Origin of the sequence: Aeribacillus sp. FSL K6-8394, assembly GCF_038008865.1 — a bacterium.
Lineage (GTDB): Bacteria > Bacillota > Bacilli > Bacillales > Aeribacillaceae > Aeribacillus > Aeribacillus composti.
Genome location: NZ_JBBPAA010000001.1, coordinates 47049 through 66578 on the forward strand (window position 1 = coordinate 47049; position 19530 = coordinate 66578).

The 19530-nt window shown below is 40.0% G+C and carries 17 protein-coding genes and 1 pseudogene; 15 read left to right on the forward strand and 3 right to left on the reverse strand.

All coding sequences use genetic code 11. The features are described 5' to 3' along the window. The first annotated feature begins 131 nt into the window (after positions 1–131). From NSR00_RS00250 to NSR00_RS00295, 10 genes and pseudogenes are all read left to right on the forward strand, one after another. Positions 132–1199 carry a sulfate ABC transporter substrate-binding protein gene (locus NSR00_RS00250; protein WP_340786082.1) on the forward strand — a complete coding sequence of 356 codons (1068 nt, stop codon included), beginning with the start codon at positions 132–134 and terminating at the stop codon, positions 1197–1199. Positions 1200–1229: 30 nt separating this feature from the next. After that, entirely contained in the window at positions 1230–2072 is an 843-nt protein-coding gene (gene cysT / locus NSR00_RS00255; protein WP_261308785.1) for a sulfate ABC transporter permease subunit CysT, read from the forward strand. Between the two features lie 26 nt (positions 2073–2098). Continuing rightward, positions 2099–2953, forward strand: a complete 855-nt coding sequence (gene cysW / locus NSR00_RS00260) for a sulfate ABC transporter permease subunit CysW (protein ID WP_094246455.1) — start codon at positions 2099–2101, stop codon at positions 2951–2953. 12 nt (positions 2954–2965) lie between these two features. Then, entirely contained in the window at positions 2966–4036 is a 1071-nt protein-coding gene (locus NSR00_RS00265) for a sulfate/molybdate ABC transporter ATP-binding protein (protein ID WP_327863516.1), read from the forward strand. Positions 4037–4186: 150 nt separating this feature from the next. Then, positions 4187–4657: pseudogene (locus NSR00_RS00270) on the forward strand (ABC transporter substrate-binding protein); the annotation flags it as partial. Positions 4658–4667: 10 nt separating this feature from the next. Next, the gene (locus NSR00_RS00275) at positions 4668–5621 is read left to right on the forward strand and encodes an aliphatic sulfonate ABC transporter substrate-binding protein (RefSeq protein ID WP_340786089.1); all 954 of its coding nucleotides are present in this window, start codon (positions 4668–4670) and stop codon (positions 5619–5621) included. 293 nt (positions 5622–5914) lie between these two features. Beyond that, positions 5915–6748 (forward strand): SPL family radical SAM protein, encoded by an 834-nt coding sequence (locus tag NSR00_RS00280; RefSeq protein WP_340786091.1) that lies wholly within the window; start codon positions 5915–5917, stop codon positions 6746–6748. Then, positions 6745–7518, forward strand: a complete 774-nt coding sequence (locus NSR00_RS00285; protein WP_063386643.1) for a TatD family hydrolase — start codon at positions 6745–6747, stop codon at positions 7516–7518. Before NSR00_RS00280 ends, NSR00_RS00285 begins: the two co-directional genes overlap by 4 nt. 3 nt (positions 7519–7521) lie before the next feature. Continuing rightward, entirely contained in the window at positions 7522–8430 is a 909-nt protein-coding gene (locus NSR00_RS00290) for a fumarylacetoacetate hydrolase family protein (RefSeq protein ID WP_063386644.1), read from the forward strand. Positions 8431–8593: 163 nt separating this feature from the next. Continuing rightward, on the forward strand, positions 8594–8935 hold the full coding sequence (locus NSR00_RS00295) for a YisL family protein (protein ID WP_063386645.1): 342 nt from the start codon (positions 8594–8596) through the stop codon (positions 8933–8935). Between the two features lie 280 nt (positions 8936–9215). Here NSR00_RS00295 and NSR00_RS00300 read toward each other — a convergent pair whose 3' ends face one another. Next, positions 9216–10385 (reverse strand): ISL3 family transposase, encoded by a 1170-nt coding sequence (locus NSR00_RS00300; protein ID WP_021292746.1) that lies wholly within the window; start codon positions 10383–10385, stop codon positions 9216–9218. Positions 10386–10519: 134 nt separating this feature from the next. Here NSR00_RS00300 and NSR00_RS00305 point away from each other — a divergent pair, with 134 nt between their 5' ends. Together NSR00_RS00305 and NSR00_RS00310 are read left to right on the forward strand one after the other, a co-directional pair. Continuing rightward, the gene (locus NSR00_RS00305) at positions 10520–11104 is read left to right on the forward strand and encodes an ABC transporter ATP-binding protein (protein ID WP_340789087.1); all 585 of its coding nucleotides are present in this window, start codon (positions 10520–10522) and stop codon (positions 11102–11104) included. Next, positions 11097–11564: a hypothetical protein gene (locus NSR00_RS00310; protein ID WP_340786096.1), complete on the forward strand. Its 468-nt coding sequence runs from the start codon at positions 11097–11099 to the stop codon at positions 11562–11564. Before NSR00_RS00305 ends, NSR00_RS00310 begins: the two co-directional genes overlap by 8 nt. A 512-nt stretch (positions 11565–12076) precedes the next feature. On the opposite strand, the gene NSR00_RS00315 is transcribed toward NSR00_RS00310, so the two are convergent. After that, the gene (locus NSR00_RS00315) at positions 12077–12610 is read right to left on the reverse strand and encodes a DUF2777 family protein (protein WP_340786098.1); all 534 of its coding nucleotides are present in this window, start codon (positions 12608–12610) and stop codon (positions 12077–12079) included. A 137-nt stretch (positions 12611–12747) separates the two neighbouring features. On the opposite strand from NSR00_RS00315, the gene asnB reads away from it, so the two are divergent. The 3 genes from asnB to NSR00_RS00330 all read left to right on the forward strand — a co-directional run bounded on the left by asnB (position 12748) and on the right by NSR00_RS00330 (position 17738). Beyond that, positions 12748–14592 carry an asparagine synthase (glutamine-hydrolyzing) gene (gene asnB, locus NSR00_RS00320; protein WP_340786100.1) on the forward strand — a complete coding sequence of 615 codons (1845 nt, stop codon included), beginning with the start codon at positions 12748–12750 and terminating at the stop codon, positions 14590–14592. 800 nt (positions 14593–15392) lie between these two features. Next, entirely contained in the window at positions 15393–16823 is a 1431-nt protein-coding gene (locus NSR00_RS00325) for an alpha-amylase family glycosyl hydrolase (protein ID WP_340786101.1), read from the forward strand. A 471-nt stretch (positions 16824–17294) separates the two neighbouring features. After that, positions 17295–17738, forward strand: a complete 444-nt coding sequence (locus tag NSR00_RS00330; RefSeq protein WP_340786103.1) for a DUF1284 domain-containing protein — start codon at positions 17295–17297, stop codon at positions 17736–17738. 699 nt (positions 17739–18437) lie between these two features. Here the strand turns inward: NSR00_RS00330 and NSR00_RS00335 are convergent. Next, the gene (locus NSR00_RS00335) at positions 18438–19493 is read right to left on the reverse strand and encodes a lactonase family protein (RefSeq protein ID WP_066251560.1); all 1056 of its coding nucleotides are present in this window, start codon (positions 19491–19493) and stop codon (positions 18438–18440) included. Between the last annotated feature and the right edge of the window lie 37 nt (positions 19494–19530).

The window sequence follows — 19530 nt, forward strand, 5'->3', positions numbered from 1 at the left end:
AACAATATCATAAAGAGGTCGTCGATCGGTCCACCGAAGACTCCCTATGTCTTTTCAATATTCCCGGATCGAGGAAGTTTTTTTATTTATAACACCGCCACCGAAACATAGCGGAAAGGGAGATGAATTTTATGAATATTACAAATAAACGCAAGTCAAAAGGACTATTTTTTCTATTATCTGTTATTACAAGTGTAGCTCTTGTTTTAAGTGCTTGTGGTTCAAAAAATGAAAGTGCCAGCTCCAGCTCAGAGGGAGATAAAAAGGCAGTCGAGTTATTAAACGTTTCTTATGACCCTACACGTGAGCTTTACCAAGACTTTAATAAAGCTTTTGCAAGCTATTGGAAAGAAAAAACTGGTCAAGAGGTTACGATAAAGCAATCACATGGCGGTTCTGGCAAGCAGGCGCGGTCTGTTATCGATGGTTTGGAGGCAGATGTTGTAACGTTAGCGCTGGCTTATGATATTGACGCCATTTCAGATACTGGATTGATCGAAAAAAATTGGCAACAAAGATTGGATAAAAACAGTTCTCCTTACACGTCCACTATTGTGTTTCTAGTACGCAAAGGAAATCCGAAAGGTATTAAAGATTGGGACGATCTTGTCAGATCTGATGTTTCGATTATAACCCCCAATCCAAAAACATCGGGTGGAGCGCGCTGGAATTATTTAGCTGCATGGGGATACGCATTGAAAAAATATGGCGGCGATGAAGAGAAGGCAAAAGAATTTGTTGCGAAAATATATAAAAATGTTCCAGTATTAGATTCCGGGGCAAGGGGTGCTACAACAACATTTGTCGAAAGAAAAATCGGTGATGTTCTTCTTGCTTGGGAAAATGAAGCTTTTCTAGCCATCAATGAATTAGGAAAGGATCAATTTGAGATTGTTGTACCTTCTATAAGCATTTTAGCAGAACCTCCTGTTGCTGTTGTAGACAAGGTGGTTGATAAGAAAGGAACGCGCGAAGTAGCTGAAGAGTATTTGAAATATTTGTACACGGAAGAAGGACAGGAATTGGCAGCGAAGCATTATTATCGTCCAACATTGCCAAAAGTCGCTGAAAAATATAAAGATACATTCTCGCAATTGGAACTCTTTACAGTTGACGAACTGTTTGGGGGCTGGAGAGAGGCTCAGAAAAAACATTTTGACGACGGCGGTATTTTCGATCAAATTTATCAGCCGAAATAATGATTTGTTCCGATGAATGGAGGATTGGAAGTGGCCAAAACAAAACAACAGCACAGAAAAGGGGTTATTCCAGGTTGGGGACTCACGATGGGCTTTACGCTAACTTATCTTAGTTTAATAGTGTTGATCCCCTTGTCCGTTATCTTTTTAAAAGCCTCAACACTCAGCTGGGAGCAATTTTGGCAAATCGTCACAACTGACAGGGTGGCAGCCTCGCTTCGTTTATCTTTTGTTTCTTCATTTATTGCCGCTGCCATCAATTTAGTTTTTGGTCTTTTGCTTACTTGGGTGTTAGTGAAATATGATTTTCCAGGGAAAAGAATTATCGACGGATTAATCGATTTGCCGTTTGCTCTCCCAACTGCAGTAGCGGGAATTTCTTTAACAGCTGTTTATGCCCCGACAGGCGTTATTGGACAGTATTTGGACCGCTTCGGTATTGAGGCTGTTTATACCCCGCTCGGTGTCGTAATTGCTTTAACGTTTATCGGATTGCCGTTTGTTGTGCGGTCTATCCAGCCCATTTTGCATGATTTAGATCAGCAGTACGAAGAAGCGGCAGCTGTTTTAGGTGCAAACCGTTGGCAAACGTTTTGGAAAGTGATTTTGCCATCACTTGTTCCTGCGATGTTCACCGGGTTTTCGCTCGCATTTGCGCGGGCGTTAGGCGAATACGGATCAGTCGTTTTCATTTCCGGCAATATGCCAATGAAAACGGAGATCGCCCCTCTTTTGATCGTCACCAAATTGGAACAGTACGATTATGAGGGGGCAACAGCGATTGCCGCTATTGTATTGATTATCTCTTTTTTCCTGCTTTTTCTTATAAATTATTTGCAATGGAGAACGAGTCGAAAATATTTTATTCATTAAGTCACTAAGGAGATGTTATGCCTCAAATGGGTACTAAAACGAAGAAACAGCCTCTTGTCGGTGTTCATACAGAATCTGCGTGGATTCGTTTTATATTGACGGGAACGGCTCTATTATTTGTTGGTTTTTTTCTCATTATCCCGCTAATTACTGTTTTTACAGAAGCTTTGAAAAACGGTTTAGAAGTTTATTTTGCTTCGGTTACAGAACCGGATGCTCAATCAGCGATCCGTCTTACACTTTTGACCGCAGCAATAGTAGTGCCATTAAATTTTATTTTTGGTATTGCTGCTGCATGGTGTATCACAAAGTTTCAGTTTCCCGGGAAAACCTGGCTCATCACGCTTATTGATTTGCCGTTTTCTGTATCGCCCGTTATCGCTGGTTTAAGCTTTGTTTTATTGTTTGGTGCACAAGGTTTGTTAGCGCCGGTTTTAGATTCGCTCGGATTGAAAATAATCTTTGCTGTCCCAGGCATAATTTTGGCTACTTTATTTGTAACTTTTCCGTTTGTAGCCCGCGAGTTAATACCGGTCATGCAGGCAAAGGGGAGTGAACAGGAAGAAGCCGCTTTATCTTTAGGTGCCAGCGGATGGAAAACATTTTTATTCGTGACGCTTCCAAACGTCAAATGGGGAATTTTATACGGCGTCATCCTGTGCAATGCGAGAGCAATGGGTGAATTTGGAGCCGTTTCTGTTGTGTCAGGGCATATACGAGGAATGACAAATACGATCCCGCTCCATGTAGAAATTTTATATAATGAGTACCAATTTACTGCTGCATTCGCAGTCGCTTCCCTTTTAGCTATGTTGGCGATCGTTACATTAATTGTTAAAGGGGTGCTTGAATGGAAGGGTGTAGTTGATGGAAAAGGGTAAGGAGTGTGCATCATGGATATCAATGTGAAGCAAATTTCTAAAAATTATGGCTCATTTCAAGCATTAAAAGAAGTAAATTTAACAATACCGTCAGGGAAGATTACCGCTTTGTTAGGTCCATCCGGTTCAGGGAAAACTACGTTGCTGCGGATGATTGCCGGATTGGAAATGCCTGATAGCGGAGGCATCTATTTTGGCGACCATGATTATACGACAAAAACGGTCCGTGAAAGAAATGTCGGTTTTGTTTTTCAACATTACGCTTTATTTCATCATATGAACGTTTTTGAGAATATTGCATTCGGACTTAAAGTGCGTCCGCGAAAAGACAGACCGTCCAAACAAGACGTCCAACGAAAAGTAAATGAATTGCTTCATTTAGTCCAATTAAATGGTCTTGATCGCCGTTACCCGGCTCAATTATCAGGCGGACAGAGGCAGAGAGTTGCATTAGCTAGAGCGTTAGCAGTGGAGCCGAACGTGCTTCTGCTTGATGAGCCGTTTGGAGCTCTTGATGCAAAAGTGCGTCAAGAATTGCGGAGATGGCTGCGGCAGTTGCATGAACAATTACATGTAACAACTGTTTTTGTTACGCATGACCAAGAAGAGGCCTTAGAGGTTGCTGATCAAGTGGTAATCTTAAATAATGGACAAATTGAGCAAGTCGGAACACCGGATGAAGTATATCAACATCCAAAAACGAAATTCGTGTATCAGTTTCTAGGGCGTGTTAATGTTTTTCATGCTGAAGTGAACGATGGTCGCCTACATATCGGAGAAGCATTATTTGCTGCACCTGATGAAAACATTCAAACGAAAAAAATGATCGGGTATATTCGTCCTCATGAAGTGCGAATAACTCGACATAATGATAATCAAAAATCAATTCAAGTAAAGGTTCGCCGCATCCAATCTTATGGTCCGATTGTCCGTTTGGAATTGGAAAGATTGAAAACGAATGATCTGATCGAAGTGGACTTGAGTGTTGAACAGGCGAATCAACTGAACGTGAAAAATGATGAGATTCTTTATGCTGACTTGGAAAAAATAAAGTTTTTTTCAGATTCTCCATCCGTAGAATGAATAAATAATGTCGCCAAGATCATTATCACTTGAAAAGCCTGCATTTCAAAAAGAATGTAAATAAATTTGACTAATAGTTTTTATAAGGACAAAGGGGGTAGCAAAATGAGGAGAAAAAATTAAAAATCTTTGCTTGCCTTGCTTTTAATCATGATTGTTAGTTTGTTTGCTGTTATATCCGGCTGCTCAGGAGAAGAAAAGAATGTGAAAAGCGTCGGTGAATCTCAAGAAACAAAAGATAAAGAGGAAAAGGTAGTTAGAATCGGATATCAAAAATACGGGACATTAAACATCTTAAAGAAACAAGGAACGCTGGATAAAGCGTTAAAAAGTCACGGATATTCTGTCGAATGGATTCAATTTCCGGCAGGTCCGCAGCTTTTGGAAGGATTAAATGTCGGCAGCATTGATATCGGGCATACTGGCGAAGCGCCGCCGATCTTTGCACAAGCGGCAGGCACTGATTTAGTTTATATTGGTCATGAGCCAGAAAGCCCTCTTTCAGAAGCTATTCTTGTTCCAAAAGATTCACCCATCCGCACTGTTCAGGATTTAAAAGGTAAAAAGGTTGCGCTCAACAAAGGCTCAAACGTCCATTACTTGCTCGTAAAAGCTTTTGATTTTCCTTTTAGTGCTTTGGATTTCAGGCTGCGGCAGCAAGGAGGAGGCAAATGAGACCTCCAATGCGGAAAAATCAAATGTCAAAGCGGAAGAGGAGACATTACCAGACGAACTTAGAATTGGCTATCAAAAATCATCTATTTTGCTTTTCTTAAAGGAAAAAGGCAGCTTAGAAAAAATTTTGGCTGAAAAAGGAGTTAAAGTCACATGGCATGAATTTCAATCAGGACCGCCATTATTAGAGGCGTTGAATGCAGGAAAAATTGATGTAGGATATGTAGGCGGAGCACCTGCTGTACTTGCAGGAGCCGTTTCAGATTCTGAATTAGCCTATCTTGCCTATGAACCGGAAGTATATCGGGCGATTGTTGTTCCAAAAGATTCACCTATTCAAAAGATAGAAGATTTAAAAGGGAAGAAGGTTGCTTTTGGTAAAGGATCAAGCGCACATTATTTGCTCCTTACTGCTTTAGAGAGTGTAGGGCTGACTTTGAATGATATTACTCCTGTCTATTTACAGCCTTCAGATGCTAGAGGAGCTTTTGAACGCGGCAATGTGGATGCATGGGTGATTTGGGATCCATATCTTGCGGACGCAGAAGAAAGTGGAGGTGCTAGAATCATTGCCGATGCAAAAGGTCTCCCGCGTCAATATGGATTTATTGTAGGAAGACGCGATTATCTTCAAGAAAATCGTGAACTTCGAAATTTAGTGATCAGTGAACTAGAGAAGGTTCACAAAGAGATTCAAGCAGACAAACAAGGGGCTGCCGAAAACTTTTCACAGAAAACTGGCATTTCGAAAGATGTATGGAAGCAAACTTTGGAAAGAAGAGAATATGGAGTATTTGACATCACACCTGAAGTGGTGGGGGATGCCCAACAGAAGCTTGCAGATACTTTTTTAGAGGCAGGATTGATAAACGAGAAAATAAATGTGCAAGATGCTGTTCTTTCAGATTAACGAAGCAAGAAAGTGGTCATTTCATGCTTTATAAGTTATAATGACCCTGAAACGGAATGTTCAAAAGAAAGATCCATGCGATAACGATTGACAAGCGCAAATAGTTGTCCTTTTACAAATGGAGGTGTTTATCCCTCCATTTGTTTTTGTGGAGAACAGTTGTCCTTATCTTCACGGAAGCGGTAATGGCCGGTTTGCAAGCGGGCTGTCTGTGAACCTTGAGGCCGTTTTTCTTTTCAAAATTTTTTTCATTGAATGAGATAATCTTTTCGCTGCGGGAAAGGATGTAATGAATGGAAATTACCCGTAAAAATCCAAACTCGTTTTTAACGAAAACAAACGGCTATTTGCAAGGGTATTCGTACAGTTTAAATCCGTATGTCGGCTGTTCATACGGCTGCCATTATTGTTATGTACAAAAGCTTCCAGTCGCATTGTTTAAGAAAAAAGAGTGGGGAACATGGGTTGAAATAAAGGATGAAAAGCCAAACCAATTTTTAGGCGAATTGAAGCGGGCCAAGAAGAAAGGGAAAGTGACGATTTTCATGTCATCCTCAACAGACCCTTACCAGCCGCTGGAAGCGAAGGAATTACGAACAAGAAGGCTCCTTGAAGTGATAGCAGAAATGCCTCCGGACTTTTTATTTGTCCAGACGAGAAGCCCGCTTGTCACTAGAGATATTGATATCTTTCAAAAATTGGGGGATCGGGTGCTTGTCAGCATTACCATTGAAACGGACAGAGATGATGTGCGCAAAATTTTTTCTCCAAAGGCGCCGCCGATTCAAGCTAGGATCAATGCGCTTAAAAAACTAAATGAAGAGAACATTCCGTCACAGGCGGCAGTTTCTCCTGTACTGCCTTTTTCTCCTAATTTTACGAATCTATTACGGAATGCGACGAAACGAGTCTGTTTAGATGATTTCTTTTTAGGAGATGGAAGCGGCGGAAAACGATCGCAGGCGCTCGGTTTGTCAAAGCTTTTTTCACAAATTGGAGAAGAAGAATGGTTTTCGCCTGAAAACATCGAATATGTGAAAGACTTATTTTTACATGTGTTTGCGAAAGATCAGCTGTTCATTTCTAGGCAAGGCTTTATTCCGCCCGATGGGAGTCATGAAGAATGATCGATTCTCATATTCATTTGGATCAATACGATCCAAAAACTATTGATGAGCAAATCAAAAAGTGGCAGGAAGCGGGCATTACTCATGTTGTGGCCGTTTCAACCGATTTAACATCCGCCTATAAAACGCTTGAATTGAAGCAGAAACATGAAGATTTTATTATAGCAGCTGCCGGCTTTCACCCTGAACAGGAGATTCTTGAAGAACGGGAGCTTGAAGAGCTTCTATCGCTGATTCGAACAGAGAGGGCGATTTCAGCTGTCGGGGAAATTGGTTTGCCGTATTATGAAAAAGAGCGATTATTTGCAAAGTATTCGGAACAAACTTATATAGATGTCTTGAAGGAATTTTTGAAAATCAGCGTTGAACATTCACTGCCAGTTGCCTTGCATGCAGTTCATGAAGATGCGGAAAAAGTTTTACATCTTTTGCAAAAACATCAAGTGAAAAAAGCGCATTTTCATTGGCTTAAAGCGGCATCATCTGTAGTGAAGGAAATTTGTAAACAACACTATTATATTTCTGTGACTCCGGAAGTTTGCTACCGCCTGCGCGATCAGCAGCTTGCTGAACAAGTTCCGATGGATCAGCTGCTTATTGAGACGGACGGCCCTTGGCGGTATGGGGGTGCGTTTAAAAATGTTGACACAACCCCGTTATTTTTAAAGGAAATTTGCTGCAAATTGGCGAATATTAAAAAGAGGCCGCGTGAAGATATTGTGCGCACAACTGCAAATAATGCGAAAAAACTTTATCTTAATTGGGGGTAGAACATGAAGCTTGTCACTGCAAATATTCACGACAGAACGTTTATCGGACTAATTTTTAACGAAGATTCGGTTATTGATATTCAAAAAGCGGAACTGAAGCTTTATGAATCGGAAATATCGCCTGCATCGCTGCAAGCGTGCATTGAAATGGGTGAAAAATTTGTCCGCCATATTGAAGCATTACAGGAATGGGTTGCGAAGGAAAAAGAAAGGGAGACATATGTCTATCCGCTGTCAGCTGTTAAACTCCAAGCACCGATTCCACGACCGAAGAAAAACATTATGTGCGTCGGTAAAAACTACCGTGACCATGTTGCGGAAATGGGAAGCGAAAGTGATATTCCTTCCGATTTGATTCTGTTTTCCAAACCTTCAACTTCCGTTATTGCTCATGAAGGAGAAATTGATCCTCATCTTTATTTAACCGACGAACTTGATTATGAAGGGGAACTTGCAGTTGTCATTGGGAAAAAAGGAAAACAAATTCGCGAAGAAGAAGCCTATGACTACGTTTTTGGATATACGATCATCAATGATGTCACAGCAAGAGATTTGCAAGCTCGCCACAAACAATATTTTTTAGGAAAAAGCTTGGATACATCATGCCCGATGGGACCGTATATTGTACATAAATCGGCTGTTTCGAATCCACAGCATCTGTCTATCGAGACGAAAGTTAATGGCGAAATTCGGCAGCAAGCCAATACAAATCAAATGATTTTCCCGATTAAACGGATCATTTCCATCATTTCTCAAGGCATGACTCTTGAACCGGGAGATATCATTGCAACAGGTACACCTGCAGGAGTCGGAAAAGGCTTCAATCCGCCGAAATTATTAAAGCCTGGCGACACTGTCGAAATTACGGTAGAAGGAATTGGCACGTTGAGAAATAAAGTCAAGGAAATTTAATAGCGAAAGGACGGGCAAGAGTGAGCCCCTTTAATCTTTCGTTTTAGTGCGTTTTTGTCAATTTAGTGAAATCATTTTATTTATCATAGTAATTGCTATGTTTTTGGATGATCATTTGATATGATGAATGTGGACTTGCAAGTATAGATGGGGGAGGGCATTTATGACACATTTGCATATTACATCATGGGTCATTTTGCTGATTTTGTTTTTCATTGCGTTTGCCAAACCTTCAAAAGGTTTGCATATGGCTGTGCGAATCTTTTATTTAATCGTGTTGGCAACTGGACTTGAATTAATTTTCCGCTATAATGTGTTCAGCATGGCCAACTATGTAGGGGAATATGTCGCTAAAATTTTCCTTGCCATCGTTTTGATCGGGCTTATGGAAATGGTTTTGGGCAAAAAGAAGAGAAACGAATCGTCCAAAGGCATTTGGATCGGCTTTTGGATTGTGCTGATTCTCGTCATTTTGCTTGGATTTAGACTGCCTCTTACTTTTTAAAAATAATGTTGATGCAAAAATATAGGAGCGTATTTCGCAGGGGATGTCTTAGAAAGTCAAATCGCCATTGAAAACAAAAAATCATAAACACCGATATATATCAACGTTTCTAAAACATTAATGGGGGCGTCAATAAGCCGTAAAAACGACTTATTAGACACCCCCCTATTATTTTTCTTTCTTGTCTTTGACAAGAAAAACCAGCCTTAAAAAAACATCCAAATCCTATAATTATTAGAATTATATGGTTCATCACCAAAAGATGTACTTGATTTTTACGTTAAAATGTGATAGAGGTCTCTAGACGGACACGCAAAGTAAAACGCTGGATATTTCGATACCCATATCCTCGCCTTTTGATCAATTTTATTTTGTTGTTGATTCCTTCCATTGGACCATTTGAGTAAGAAAAAACGATGCAAGAAAGCACTGCGTCTCTTCGGGTGATGAGTGCCTTGGCAATACTGCGTACGGCGGCACAGTCGCTAAAAAGGTACCGGTCAAACCATTGGGTCAAACGAGTTTCGGCTTGCTTTCTTGTTTGGCTTTTGGATACGTAACGGAAATGTTGAAGTGCTTGATAGACATCACGTAAATAAGCACTTTCTTGGCACCATTGTCGAACTTCCTGTCTCTCTTCTTCTGTTAATTTTTCTGGACGTTGGCTTAACAATCGGCACACGCGGCGAACGCTTCCATGTTTGGTTCCGCCTTTGGCAAGGTATTTGCGACAACGTTCCAGTGCATCGGTGAATAACTGAATCACATGGAAGTGGTCAAGAACATGGATGGCTTTTGGACATACCTTTTCAATGGCTTTTCTCATGGCAGGAGCCAAGTCGCTGACAACATACTTCACTTTGGAGGCGACGGGTTGAAGCGCCTCCACAATGGCTTCTTCATTTTTTCCAGAAGCAATGGAAAGGACATTCCGAGTCTGTGTGTCCATCACCGCTACTCCGTAATCATGTCCCTTTCGGAAAGCGAATTCATCCACACATACTACTGTAGGATTCGATGTTGGTAAAAGAGCCGGGGCATATTGATAAAACCAGCGTTCTACTGTCGTATAGGCGAGTTGTAACAAGCGAGCGACTTCTTGAATCGTTTTTCCGATGCATAACTGGGCGACCCAATGTTGAAACGATTCCGTCGCGATACTGTGAGACGGAAGTCCCGGATAAGAAACGGTGAACGTCAGAAAACAGGCTTGGCAACGCCGTCTTTCTATGGGAAGTTCAATCCAAAATAAACCGACCGTATTGGTATAGCCATGAATCCATTGTTTTCGTTTCGATGATATTTTGGTTGTCCGTCCGAAGCAAGTCGGGCAGATCGGACAATGAGGAGGGAGGGAAAGTTCAAAAATCCATCGTTCTCCCTCTTTTCGTTCTCCATGAATAAGAAAGCCTGGTAAAGTGATCAAATCTTTGATAAACTGAGATTGCATGCGAAATTTCCTCCATGGTTGATGGTTTGGTCACCTTTACCATACAGGAAATTTCGCATTTTTTGTACCCTTGATCAGAAAACAACCTGATTGTCAAGTACATTTTGTGGTGAAGAGCCAATTATATGGCCTATATGTTAAAAAATGTTTCTTATACTTTTAAACCGGGACAGATTTACGGACTCTTTGGTAAAAACGGATCCGGTAAAACCATGTTACTTCGTACTTTAGCTGGATTAGTTATTCCTACTGAAGGTGAGGTTATAATTAATAATCAAGTATTACATAAAGATATATCCTTCCCCCAAAGCGTTGGGATCATTATAGAAAATATGGAGTTATTGCCACAGTATGATGCGTACACAAATCTTTTTATTTTATCAAAAATAAAAAAAGTTGCCACAAAACATGATATTGAAGAAGCTATAAAAAGAGTCGGACTAGATCCATTTTCTAAGCTAAAAGTAAAAAAATATTCTTTAGGAATGAAGCAAAGACTTAATATTGCACAGGCGATATTTGAAAAGCCTGATATTCTCCTTTTGGATGAACCTACCAATGCGCTTGATGATAAAGGAGTAGAATTAATCCAAGACCTGCTTTTAGAAGAAAAGAAAAGAGGAGCGATTATAATAATTGCTAGCCATCTTAAAGAGGATATTGAACCCTTATGTGATTTTAGTTTGAAGATGAATGAGGGGAACTTAGTTTATGAATAAATTTAAATTTACTATTTTCATTTTTATAGTAGTGATATGTTCGTTCATTATCGCTTATCCTTATATTACTGATTTCATAAATCGCTATAAAGAAGTAGAACCAAAGGAAATGACTTTAAAAAGCGGAGAATATATTGTAGGAGAAGATATGAATCAAGGGATTTATGATATAGAAGTAATAAATGGGAAAATTAAATTTATGCAAAAAGAATTATCCGCAAAAGATAAAATATTAGGTGTTGAGTTGACTAATGGAGAACATATTGGGGTAGAAGGAAAAGGAAAAGTGAGACTTTCTCCTGCAAACTTTGAAACAATAAAGATGAGTAAAGCAGGACAATATGAAATTCATCATTCAGGATTTTATAAAATAGGATTACAGTTACCCGAGGGAGAATATATATTAAGTTATGCCGGAAAAACAGAGAAAGAAAAACCATTTGTTCAAATCTTATCATAATAGGGAAGTTCTTAATACGTACGATTTCGAAGATAAGAAAAATTATAAAATCGTTCCTAAAAAAGGTGATATATTAGAAATTAATAAATGTTTATTTTTTGAATCTGATAGCATCGTAATTAATTTAAAACCATTATAAATGAAAATCTTAAATTGTAATAGAGACACACCAACTATAAACTCCTTCTACTGTATTTCGTTTGATGCTAGTCTGTTACTGGCAATGAAGCTCGTATACTATTTCTCTCAACTTTACATGGAGCAGCGGGTAGGAAAGGCTTGTATGCCTGGAAAAACTCTGCAACTTGTCCCTTTTGCCAGAAGCATGCCCGCAGAGGCTTTATGTCAAGCGATAAGATGTGTGAAATAAATTATTAAATCTCAAGTTTCTCTTTTCATCCATTTTCAAATGCCAAAAACATCTGCACTCCCCCTATCAATTGCAAAGCTTTCATTACTCAGACTGTCTTAAAAGTACTTTTTAACTAAATCCTTTTTTCCTTGAATTGCAGTTATGAAATAGAGCTGACAAAGCTTCGTTCCCCTGTGCTTACAGTGAATTCAAACAGGTCTTTTTGTTTGTCTCCCCGATGGAAAAAATGCTGAACTGCACAAAGAGAATCCGTATTATCAAATATAAAAACAGAAGCGCCTTTCATCGGTTTGTTTCCATGGTGATACAACAATTGATTGTGGCAGTAAATGATGTCATAAACGGAAAAGGATAAAGCATTTAAATGGTGTACAAACATTATAAAGCTTTCATCATCCAATTCATTTAAAAAAGAATGAAATGCATAGGGGAATGTCTTCTTGATTCGAATTTTTCCGCCTGACCGCAAGTATTCTTCCTTATTATGTCCAACATCAACCCATCGGCCGTTTTTCAAAAGTTCAATGTGCTGATCGTTTAAATCATCAAGAGAAATCTGTTCATCATCTTCATCATCGATCAAAATCGGTTCTGCTTGAAGCATTTCAACGGTTGCGGTCCGAAAACTCCTTTTTTGTTTATGGAGAAGTTCATTTTTTACGTCCGAAAACAATATGAGCACCTCAATACTTTTTATTGATTGTTTTAGACAAAATGCTTTCTTTTTATACAAATGGGCAGGTAACATTGAACTTTTTTTGCATACAATAGCTACATCTTTCATGTTATAGATAATGGGGTGATAAGCATATGTGTGGAATTGCTGGCTGGGTAAATTTTCAACAATCACTTTTCCAAAATACTGAAATAATGGAAGACATGATTGATACGTTAAGCAAAAGAGGGCCTGATGATACAAATATTTGGGGAAAGAAGCACGTATTGTTCGGGCATAAAAGACTTGTTGTCATTGACCCGGAATGCGGTCGACAGCCGATGACAAAACAAAAAGAAGATAATTCCTACACGATTTGTTATAACGGCGAGCTATACAATACGGAAGATATTCGCAAAGAATTATTGAAAAAAGGCTATACGTTTCGCGGCCACTCAGATACGGAAGTTCTTTTAGCTTCATACATGGAGTGGAAAGAAGAATGTGTGCACCATTTAAACGGAATTTATGCTTTTGCCGTTTGGGATTCAGCAGATGAAAAATTATTTATAGCACGCGACCGTCTTGGCGTTAAACCGCTCTTTTTTTATGAAAACAACGGTAATTTTCTGTTCGCTTCTGAAATAAAAGCCCTTTTAGCCAACCCTGAAGTCGATGCTTTGCTCGATCAGGAAGGGCTGCAAGAAATTATGGCGCTGGGGCCGTCGAGATCTCCAGGTTCAGGCGTTTTTAAAGGAATCGAAGAGCTTAGACCCGCCCATGCCCTAAGTTTTAATCGAGATGGCTTAAAAATATGGAGGTATTGGAACGTTAAAAGCCATCCGCATGAGGATTCTTTTGAAGAAACGGTCGAAAAAGTGCGTGAATTACTAATAGATGCCGTCACAAGACAGCTTGTCAGCGATGTTCCGCTATGCACGTTTTTATCGGGAGGATTGGATTCGAGCGCCATTACAGCGATTGCCGCCAGGACATTTGAAAAGGAAGGAAAGGGGCATCTTCATACTTATTCAATTGATTACGAAGGGAATTCTGAGTATTTTCAACAAAGCGAGTTTCAGCCGAATGCTGATGCCTACTGGATTCATTTAATGAAGGAATCTTTTCAAACCATTCATCACGAATGTATCATGACACAGGAAGAGCTTGTCTCATATTTGCAGGAAGCAGTTGAAGTCCGTGATCTTCCGGGGATGGCGGACGTCGATTCTTCACTTCTTTGGTTTTGCCGGCAAATTAATAAGGACTTTGTCGTGAGCTTGTCGGGAGAATGTGCGGACGAAATTTTCGGCGGATATCCGTGGTTTTATCGTCATGAGGAATTGGCAAGAGAAGGATTTCCGTGGATTCGTTCATTAGATGAGCGGATCAAGCTGCTCCGGAACGATTGGCAAAAAAAGCTGAATATAAAAGAATATGCTTTAAGGCAATATGAAAAAACGATTGAAGAAACACCTGTTTTAGATGGAGAACCTGAAACGGAAAGAAAAAGGCGGGAGCTTTTTTACTTAAATATGATATGGTTTATGACAACATTGCTTGACCGAAAGGATCGCATGAGCATGGGGGCATCGCTTGAAGTGCGCGTTCCGTTTGCAGATCACCGGCTTGTCGAATACGTCTGGAATATTCCGTGGGAATGGAAACGATATGGCGATCGGGAAAAAGGCCTATTACGGAAAAGCTTAGAAGATCTTTTGCCGAAGGAGGTTGTCTACAGGAAAAAAAGCCCGTATCCGAAAACACATCATCCGAAATATACGAAGCTTGTAAAAGAACAGCTTGAAAACGTATTGGCCATGAAAGACTCCATATTGCACGAGCTTTTCGATGGGAATGCATTAAATAAATTAGTAGAGACAGACGGTGCATCTTTTCAACGCCCATGGTACGGACAGTTGATGACGGGGCCGCAGCTGTTAGCCTATCTTTGGCAAATTCACATTTGGTTTGAAAAGTACCGGATTAATATCATTTGATGAATTTAGGGAAAATGAGGCTGTCTTAGAAAGTCAAATCGCCATTGAAAACAAAAAATCATAAACACCGATATATCAACGTTTCTAACACATTCATGGGGGCGTCCATAAGCCGTAAAAACGACTTATTAGACACCCCCTTGCTTTTATAATAAAGAAGGACAAACATGTTCAGCATGTTATAATGTTTTTTATAATGAAATTCAAAAATGATCTGCAAGGGGAGCGGGAGGGGAGAGATATATAAACATTTTGTAGAAACTGAATGATTCATCGGTAGAAAAAAGATTTTTATGAAAATGATGAACGTTTTCAAAAAATTTTCTAATGTCTAGTAATCAAGCAGGGAGAGAAGCTTACAATAAGATCCGAATTTGGCCTGGTACGGTTCATGTTGTAAGAGAATAGTTCAAGAAGATCATGAATGAAAAATTAACTGACCTAACTTTTTGAATACGTTGACGAACTGTTTGATCGTGGCGCAATCCAGGCAAAATGATGTAGGTAACGCAATGATTTCAAACATGTAAATTTATTTTTCAGTTAGCATGGAAGGAATAAAGGCTCTTTCAAATGAATCGGGGATAAGCCAGCGAGTGATTCGCGAGGCTTATAAAGAAAAACTCATCGGAAAAGGGGATAAATCCCATCAAACATTACATACATTCGATGAGAAGATTGACAGCAAACCAAAACAGATGCAACACCGCTTGCCGATTTTGCGGAAGAGTTGAAGCGGCGAACTTAGATGAATTGAGCGACAAGCATGGATTTTGCTGACATAAGGAGGATTTTGACGAGTGAAAAAAGGATTGATCTTCATTTTGTGTGTTTCATTGCTTTTTTGTTTTTCAGCGACTGCTAGCGCTGTAAACTTGCAGGATGAGTCAATTTATCACGTAGCAGTTGACCGCTTTTACAATGGAACGACGGCCAATGACGGCGAAAGAAAGGGCGGTCTTGAACATTTTCTTGGGGGTGACTTGCAAGGGGTGATCAAAAAGCTGGATTACATAAAAGGAATGGGCTTTACAATCGTTTCATTATCACCAATATTTCAAAATGAGGCAAACGGCTTTCATGGGAAATGGGTGAAAGACTTTAAAAAAGTGGACGAGCATTTTGGAACAATGCAGGATTTAAAACAGCTGACAAAGGAAGCACATAAACGTGATCTAAAGGTCATGATAGATTTTGTTTTCGAAACAGGACCGAACCACCCTTGGCTGTCTGATCCAGCTAAAAAAGAATGGTTTGTTGAAGGAAGTACGACATTCGATGTTTCTCGCCCCGACGTTCAAGCATTTATAATCGATGTCGCTAAATGGTGGATCAAACAAAGTGATATTGACGGGTATCGGTTGATTGACGCGAATCGAACTGAACCTCAATTTTTAAAAAAAATGGCTGAAGAAGTTAAGTCTGTCAAAAAAGATTTCATTTTAGTGGCAGATATTGGCGGGGGTGATCCGAATACATATCAAAACAGTGGAATCGATGCCGTGATGAATACCTATTTTGCGAAAAATGTGCAAAAATCATTTTCAAATGTGGATGAACCGCTTTCAGGATTGGACGGGTTTACGCAATCCAATCTGCCTGTCGTTTCGTTTTTAGATGACGAGGATATCGTTCGTTTTACAAGAAAAGCTGTTGAGAATGAAGCGTTTCCAGTGACAAGATTAAAACTTGCCTTGACGTATTTATATACTTTACCGGCTGTTCCTTTTGTTTATTACGGGACGGAGATTGCATTGGATGGCGGAAATGGAGCAGTCAATTATCGGATGATGGATTTTCGCACGAGCACCGAAATAGTCGAGTACATAACAAATTTAGCCGACATTCGCAAAATCCTGCCTTCTCTCCGAACAGGGCAATATCATTTGTTGTATGAAAAGGACGGCATGCTCGTTTATCAATTAAAAAGCGGTGATGAAACATCCATTATTGCCATTAACAACACATCGCAAACAAAAAGCGTAACGATCGGATTTCGATATTTGCCGGATAATCACGAATTGAGAGGGTATTTAAAAGGGGGAAGCATAAAAAGTTCAAAGGACGGATACACGATCACTTTGGAACGGGAAACAGCGGAGATTTTTAAACTGGACGAACAAAAAGGTGCGAGCATCCCTTTTATTTCCATTTTGATCGGAGTCCCAGTTTTGTTTATCCTTTTCTTATATGCCGCATATAAAAAAGGGAAGGGAAAACAGCCGTCGTAAAATGCAAAATAAAAAGCTGATCCCTTAAAGGTGCAAAAAAAGGACAAACTCGTCTTGATTTGCCATTTTTAAGCTGCTTCTATGTACACATAGGCTTTAAACAGGAATTTTTTAACTGAAAGCTTCGGGGCGGAAAGTTCGCCTAGCACATCTTCCTTTTCATATTGAGATGTTGGAAAAGAAGCCTAATTCTTCCTTTTTGAACGCAAAAAAGCCCTTCCTCATATCAAGACGCTGGAAAAGGAGCGGCTCCATTTAAAGTGGGTAAAACAATATTGATCAATAGATAACAGATTAGAAAAGAGGGCTTCTTATCAATAGCTTGTGAATTTGGAACAAGTTTTTGCTCGCTTTTTCGTTGTGACGCTTGTATTTTAATTTTAAAGGATGCAATGTTTTTTCACGTTTATGTTGTAGGCTGGTGCTTTTTCTCATAAGATGGGAGTAATAGAAAAAGGGGAGGAGAAATGTATGAAGCCGCTTCGCTTACGGGGGCATCATTTATTATGTGTGCACGGATTTCGCGGAATGGGATATAGTCCATCGTTTGTAGAGAAGATGTGGGAAGTAGTTACAAAAATTCGTGATGAAGAGCAAGACTTTCCCATTCAAGTCGTCTCTGCACTTGATGATGCGTGCATGGCATGTCCGCACCATGGAGAATCGACGTGCCAAGCGGATCCGAATTCAGATGAGCATGTGATTTCCATGGATCAAAAAGTAATCCGCCATTTAGGTATTGAAGAAAATGGGATTTACTTAAAATCGGAATTATTGGGGCTCACGGCCCAAAAAGTAGTCCCTGACGACTTAGATTACTTATGTGCGAATTGCTCCTGGCTTCCGCACGGTGTATGCAAAGAAGGCATCGCCAATGTCCGTAACGGGAATATTGCGCAAAAGGAAGCTAAGTAGCTTTTTACAGTTTTCGTCACTGCCAAATCTGTCAGTGTAGCTGATTGCGGCTTTTCAAAATTATTGGTGCATATTGGCGCAATCTTGTTGAAATTTTGTACTCTTTTTCGTCTTCGTCATCTTTTACATAATCCAAGTATTAGCGAAACCATGTTGAGATTTTGCCCCTGTTAAGCAGGAAATAGCCTCTGCGTGGAAATAACCGAGCGACAATTCGGCTATTCTAATTTTAAACACGGAGGCTATGCTTCTTCACTATAATACTGCAAGCTTTGTAGAAAGCTGTTTCCGTTTCTTTTCTATAGGAATCATGAATGAAGATGTCATAAAGGTTTGCAACATTTGTTGTCCTATGGATCATAAGCGGTCAGCTTAAAAGAAGACGATTTTTCTTTCGAGTTCGGGAATTGGATTAATAAGTTGGAGGAAAACTAGATTGTTTGAAACGCTCTGTATCGGACGACGATAAGATTTGAATTAATAAGTTGGAGGCAAACGGATTGAGCAGCACTTCACGGTTTTTATACTCTTTCACTAGGGATTCGCACTGTGATCGAAGTTGACCAACACCAGTAGGCTCCTAAATTAAAAGTCTGATGGAAGGTGCCATTTTTATAAAAATTTGAAAGGCTCGTCTTGTTTTAAAACAAGACGAGCCTTCTTTTCGTAAAGGTGAAAATAGATTGCAAAGACATTTTTTTAGCCTTGATGAAGAAATTTCACGCAAACCGGATCAGGCACGGAAATTTCTGATGGCAAGCGTGTCAATTTGCCGGTTTCAGGATCGCGTTCAAATAAGACGGCGTTGCTTGATTCTTGGTTTGTGGCGATCACAAATCTTTCTGTCGGATCGAGGACAAAGTCTCTTGGCCAATGGCCGCCGGTGCTTGTCCATTCAACAAATTCAAGCTTGCCCCCATCATTTTCTACCTTGAAAACAGCAATGCTGTCATGGCCGCGGTTAGCAGCATAAACGAACTTGCCGTCGGAAGAAATGTGAATGGCGCTGCCTTGGCTGTTTTCTGCGAAATCTTCCGGAATTGCTGGGATGTATTGCAGCTCTTGAAAGCTTCCTTCATCTGCATTATAAGAAAGAACGATCACTTCATTGCTTAATTCCGTCATCACGTAAGCGAATTTTCCGTTTGGATGAAAGACGATATGGCGAGGGCCGCTTCCAGGTTTAACAGAAAGGCTGCTCACCTTCTTTAAAACACCTTGATCACAAGAGTAGGTAATAATTTGGTCAATTCCTAAATCAACAGCTACAACATACTTTTCATCTGGTGTAAACCCCGAATAGTGAGCGTGCGGTTTTTCTTGCCTTTCAAGATTAGGGCCTGAACCTGTATGTTCTGCAACGCTTGCCGCTGGATTTGCGCTTTTGTCTTCATTCAGCAAGTAAGCCTCGATCGTTCCGCGATGGTAATTAGCGGTGACGACGAAATGGTTTGCTTTGTTGACGCTGACGTGGCACGGAGAAGGTCCTTCCGTCACTTGCTGGTTGATGCTTTGCAGATCGCCTGTTTGTTCGTCAATGGAAAAAACAGCAAGCCCCCCTGAATTTCCGTCTTTAACAACCGAATATAAATTTTGATTGTCTTTGGAAATCGCGACATATGTCGGATTGTCAAGCTCTGCTGCTACTTTAGCTTCACTAAGCTCTTTTTTCTCAGTGTCCAATGTAAATTTGTAAATGCCTTTGCTTTCACCTTTCGTATATGTACCGATATAACCGATGAATGGATTTGCCACGAAACATGCTCCTTTCAAATATACTTTTCTAGAATTA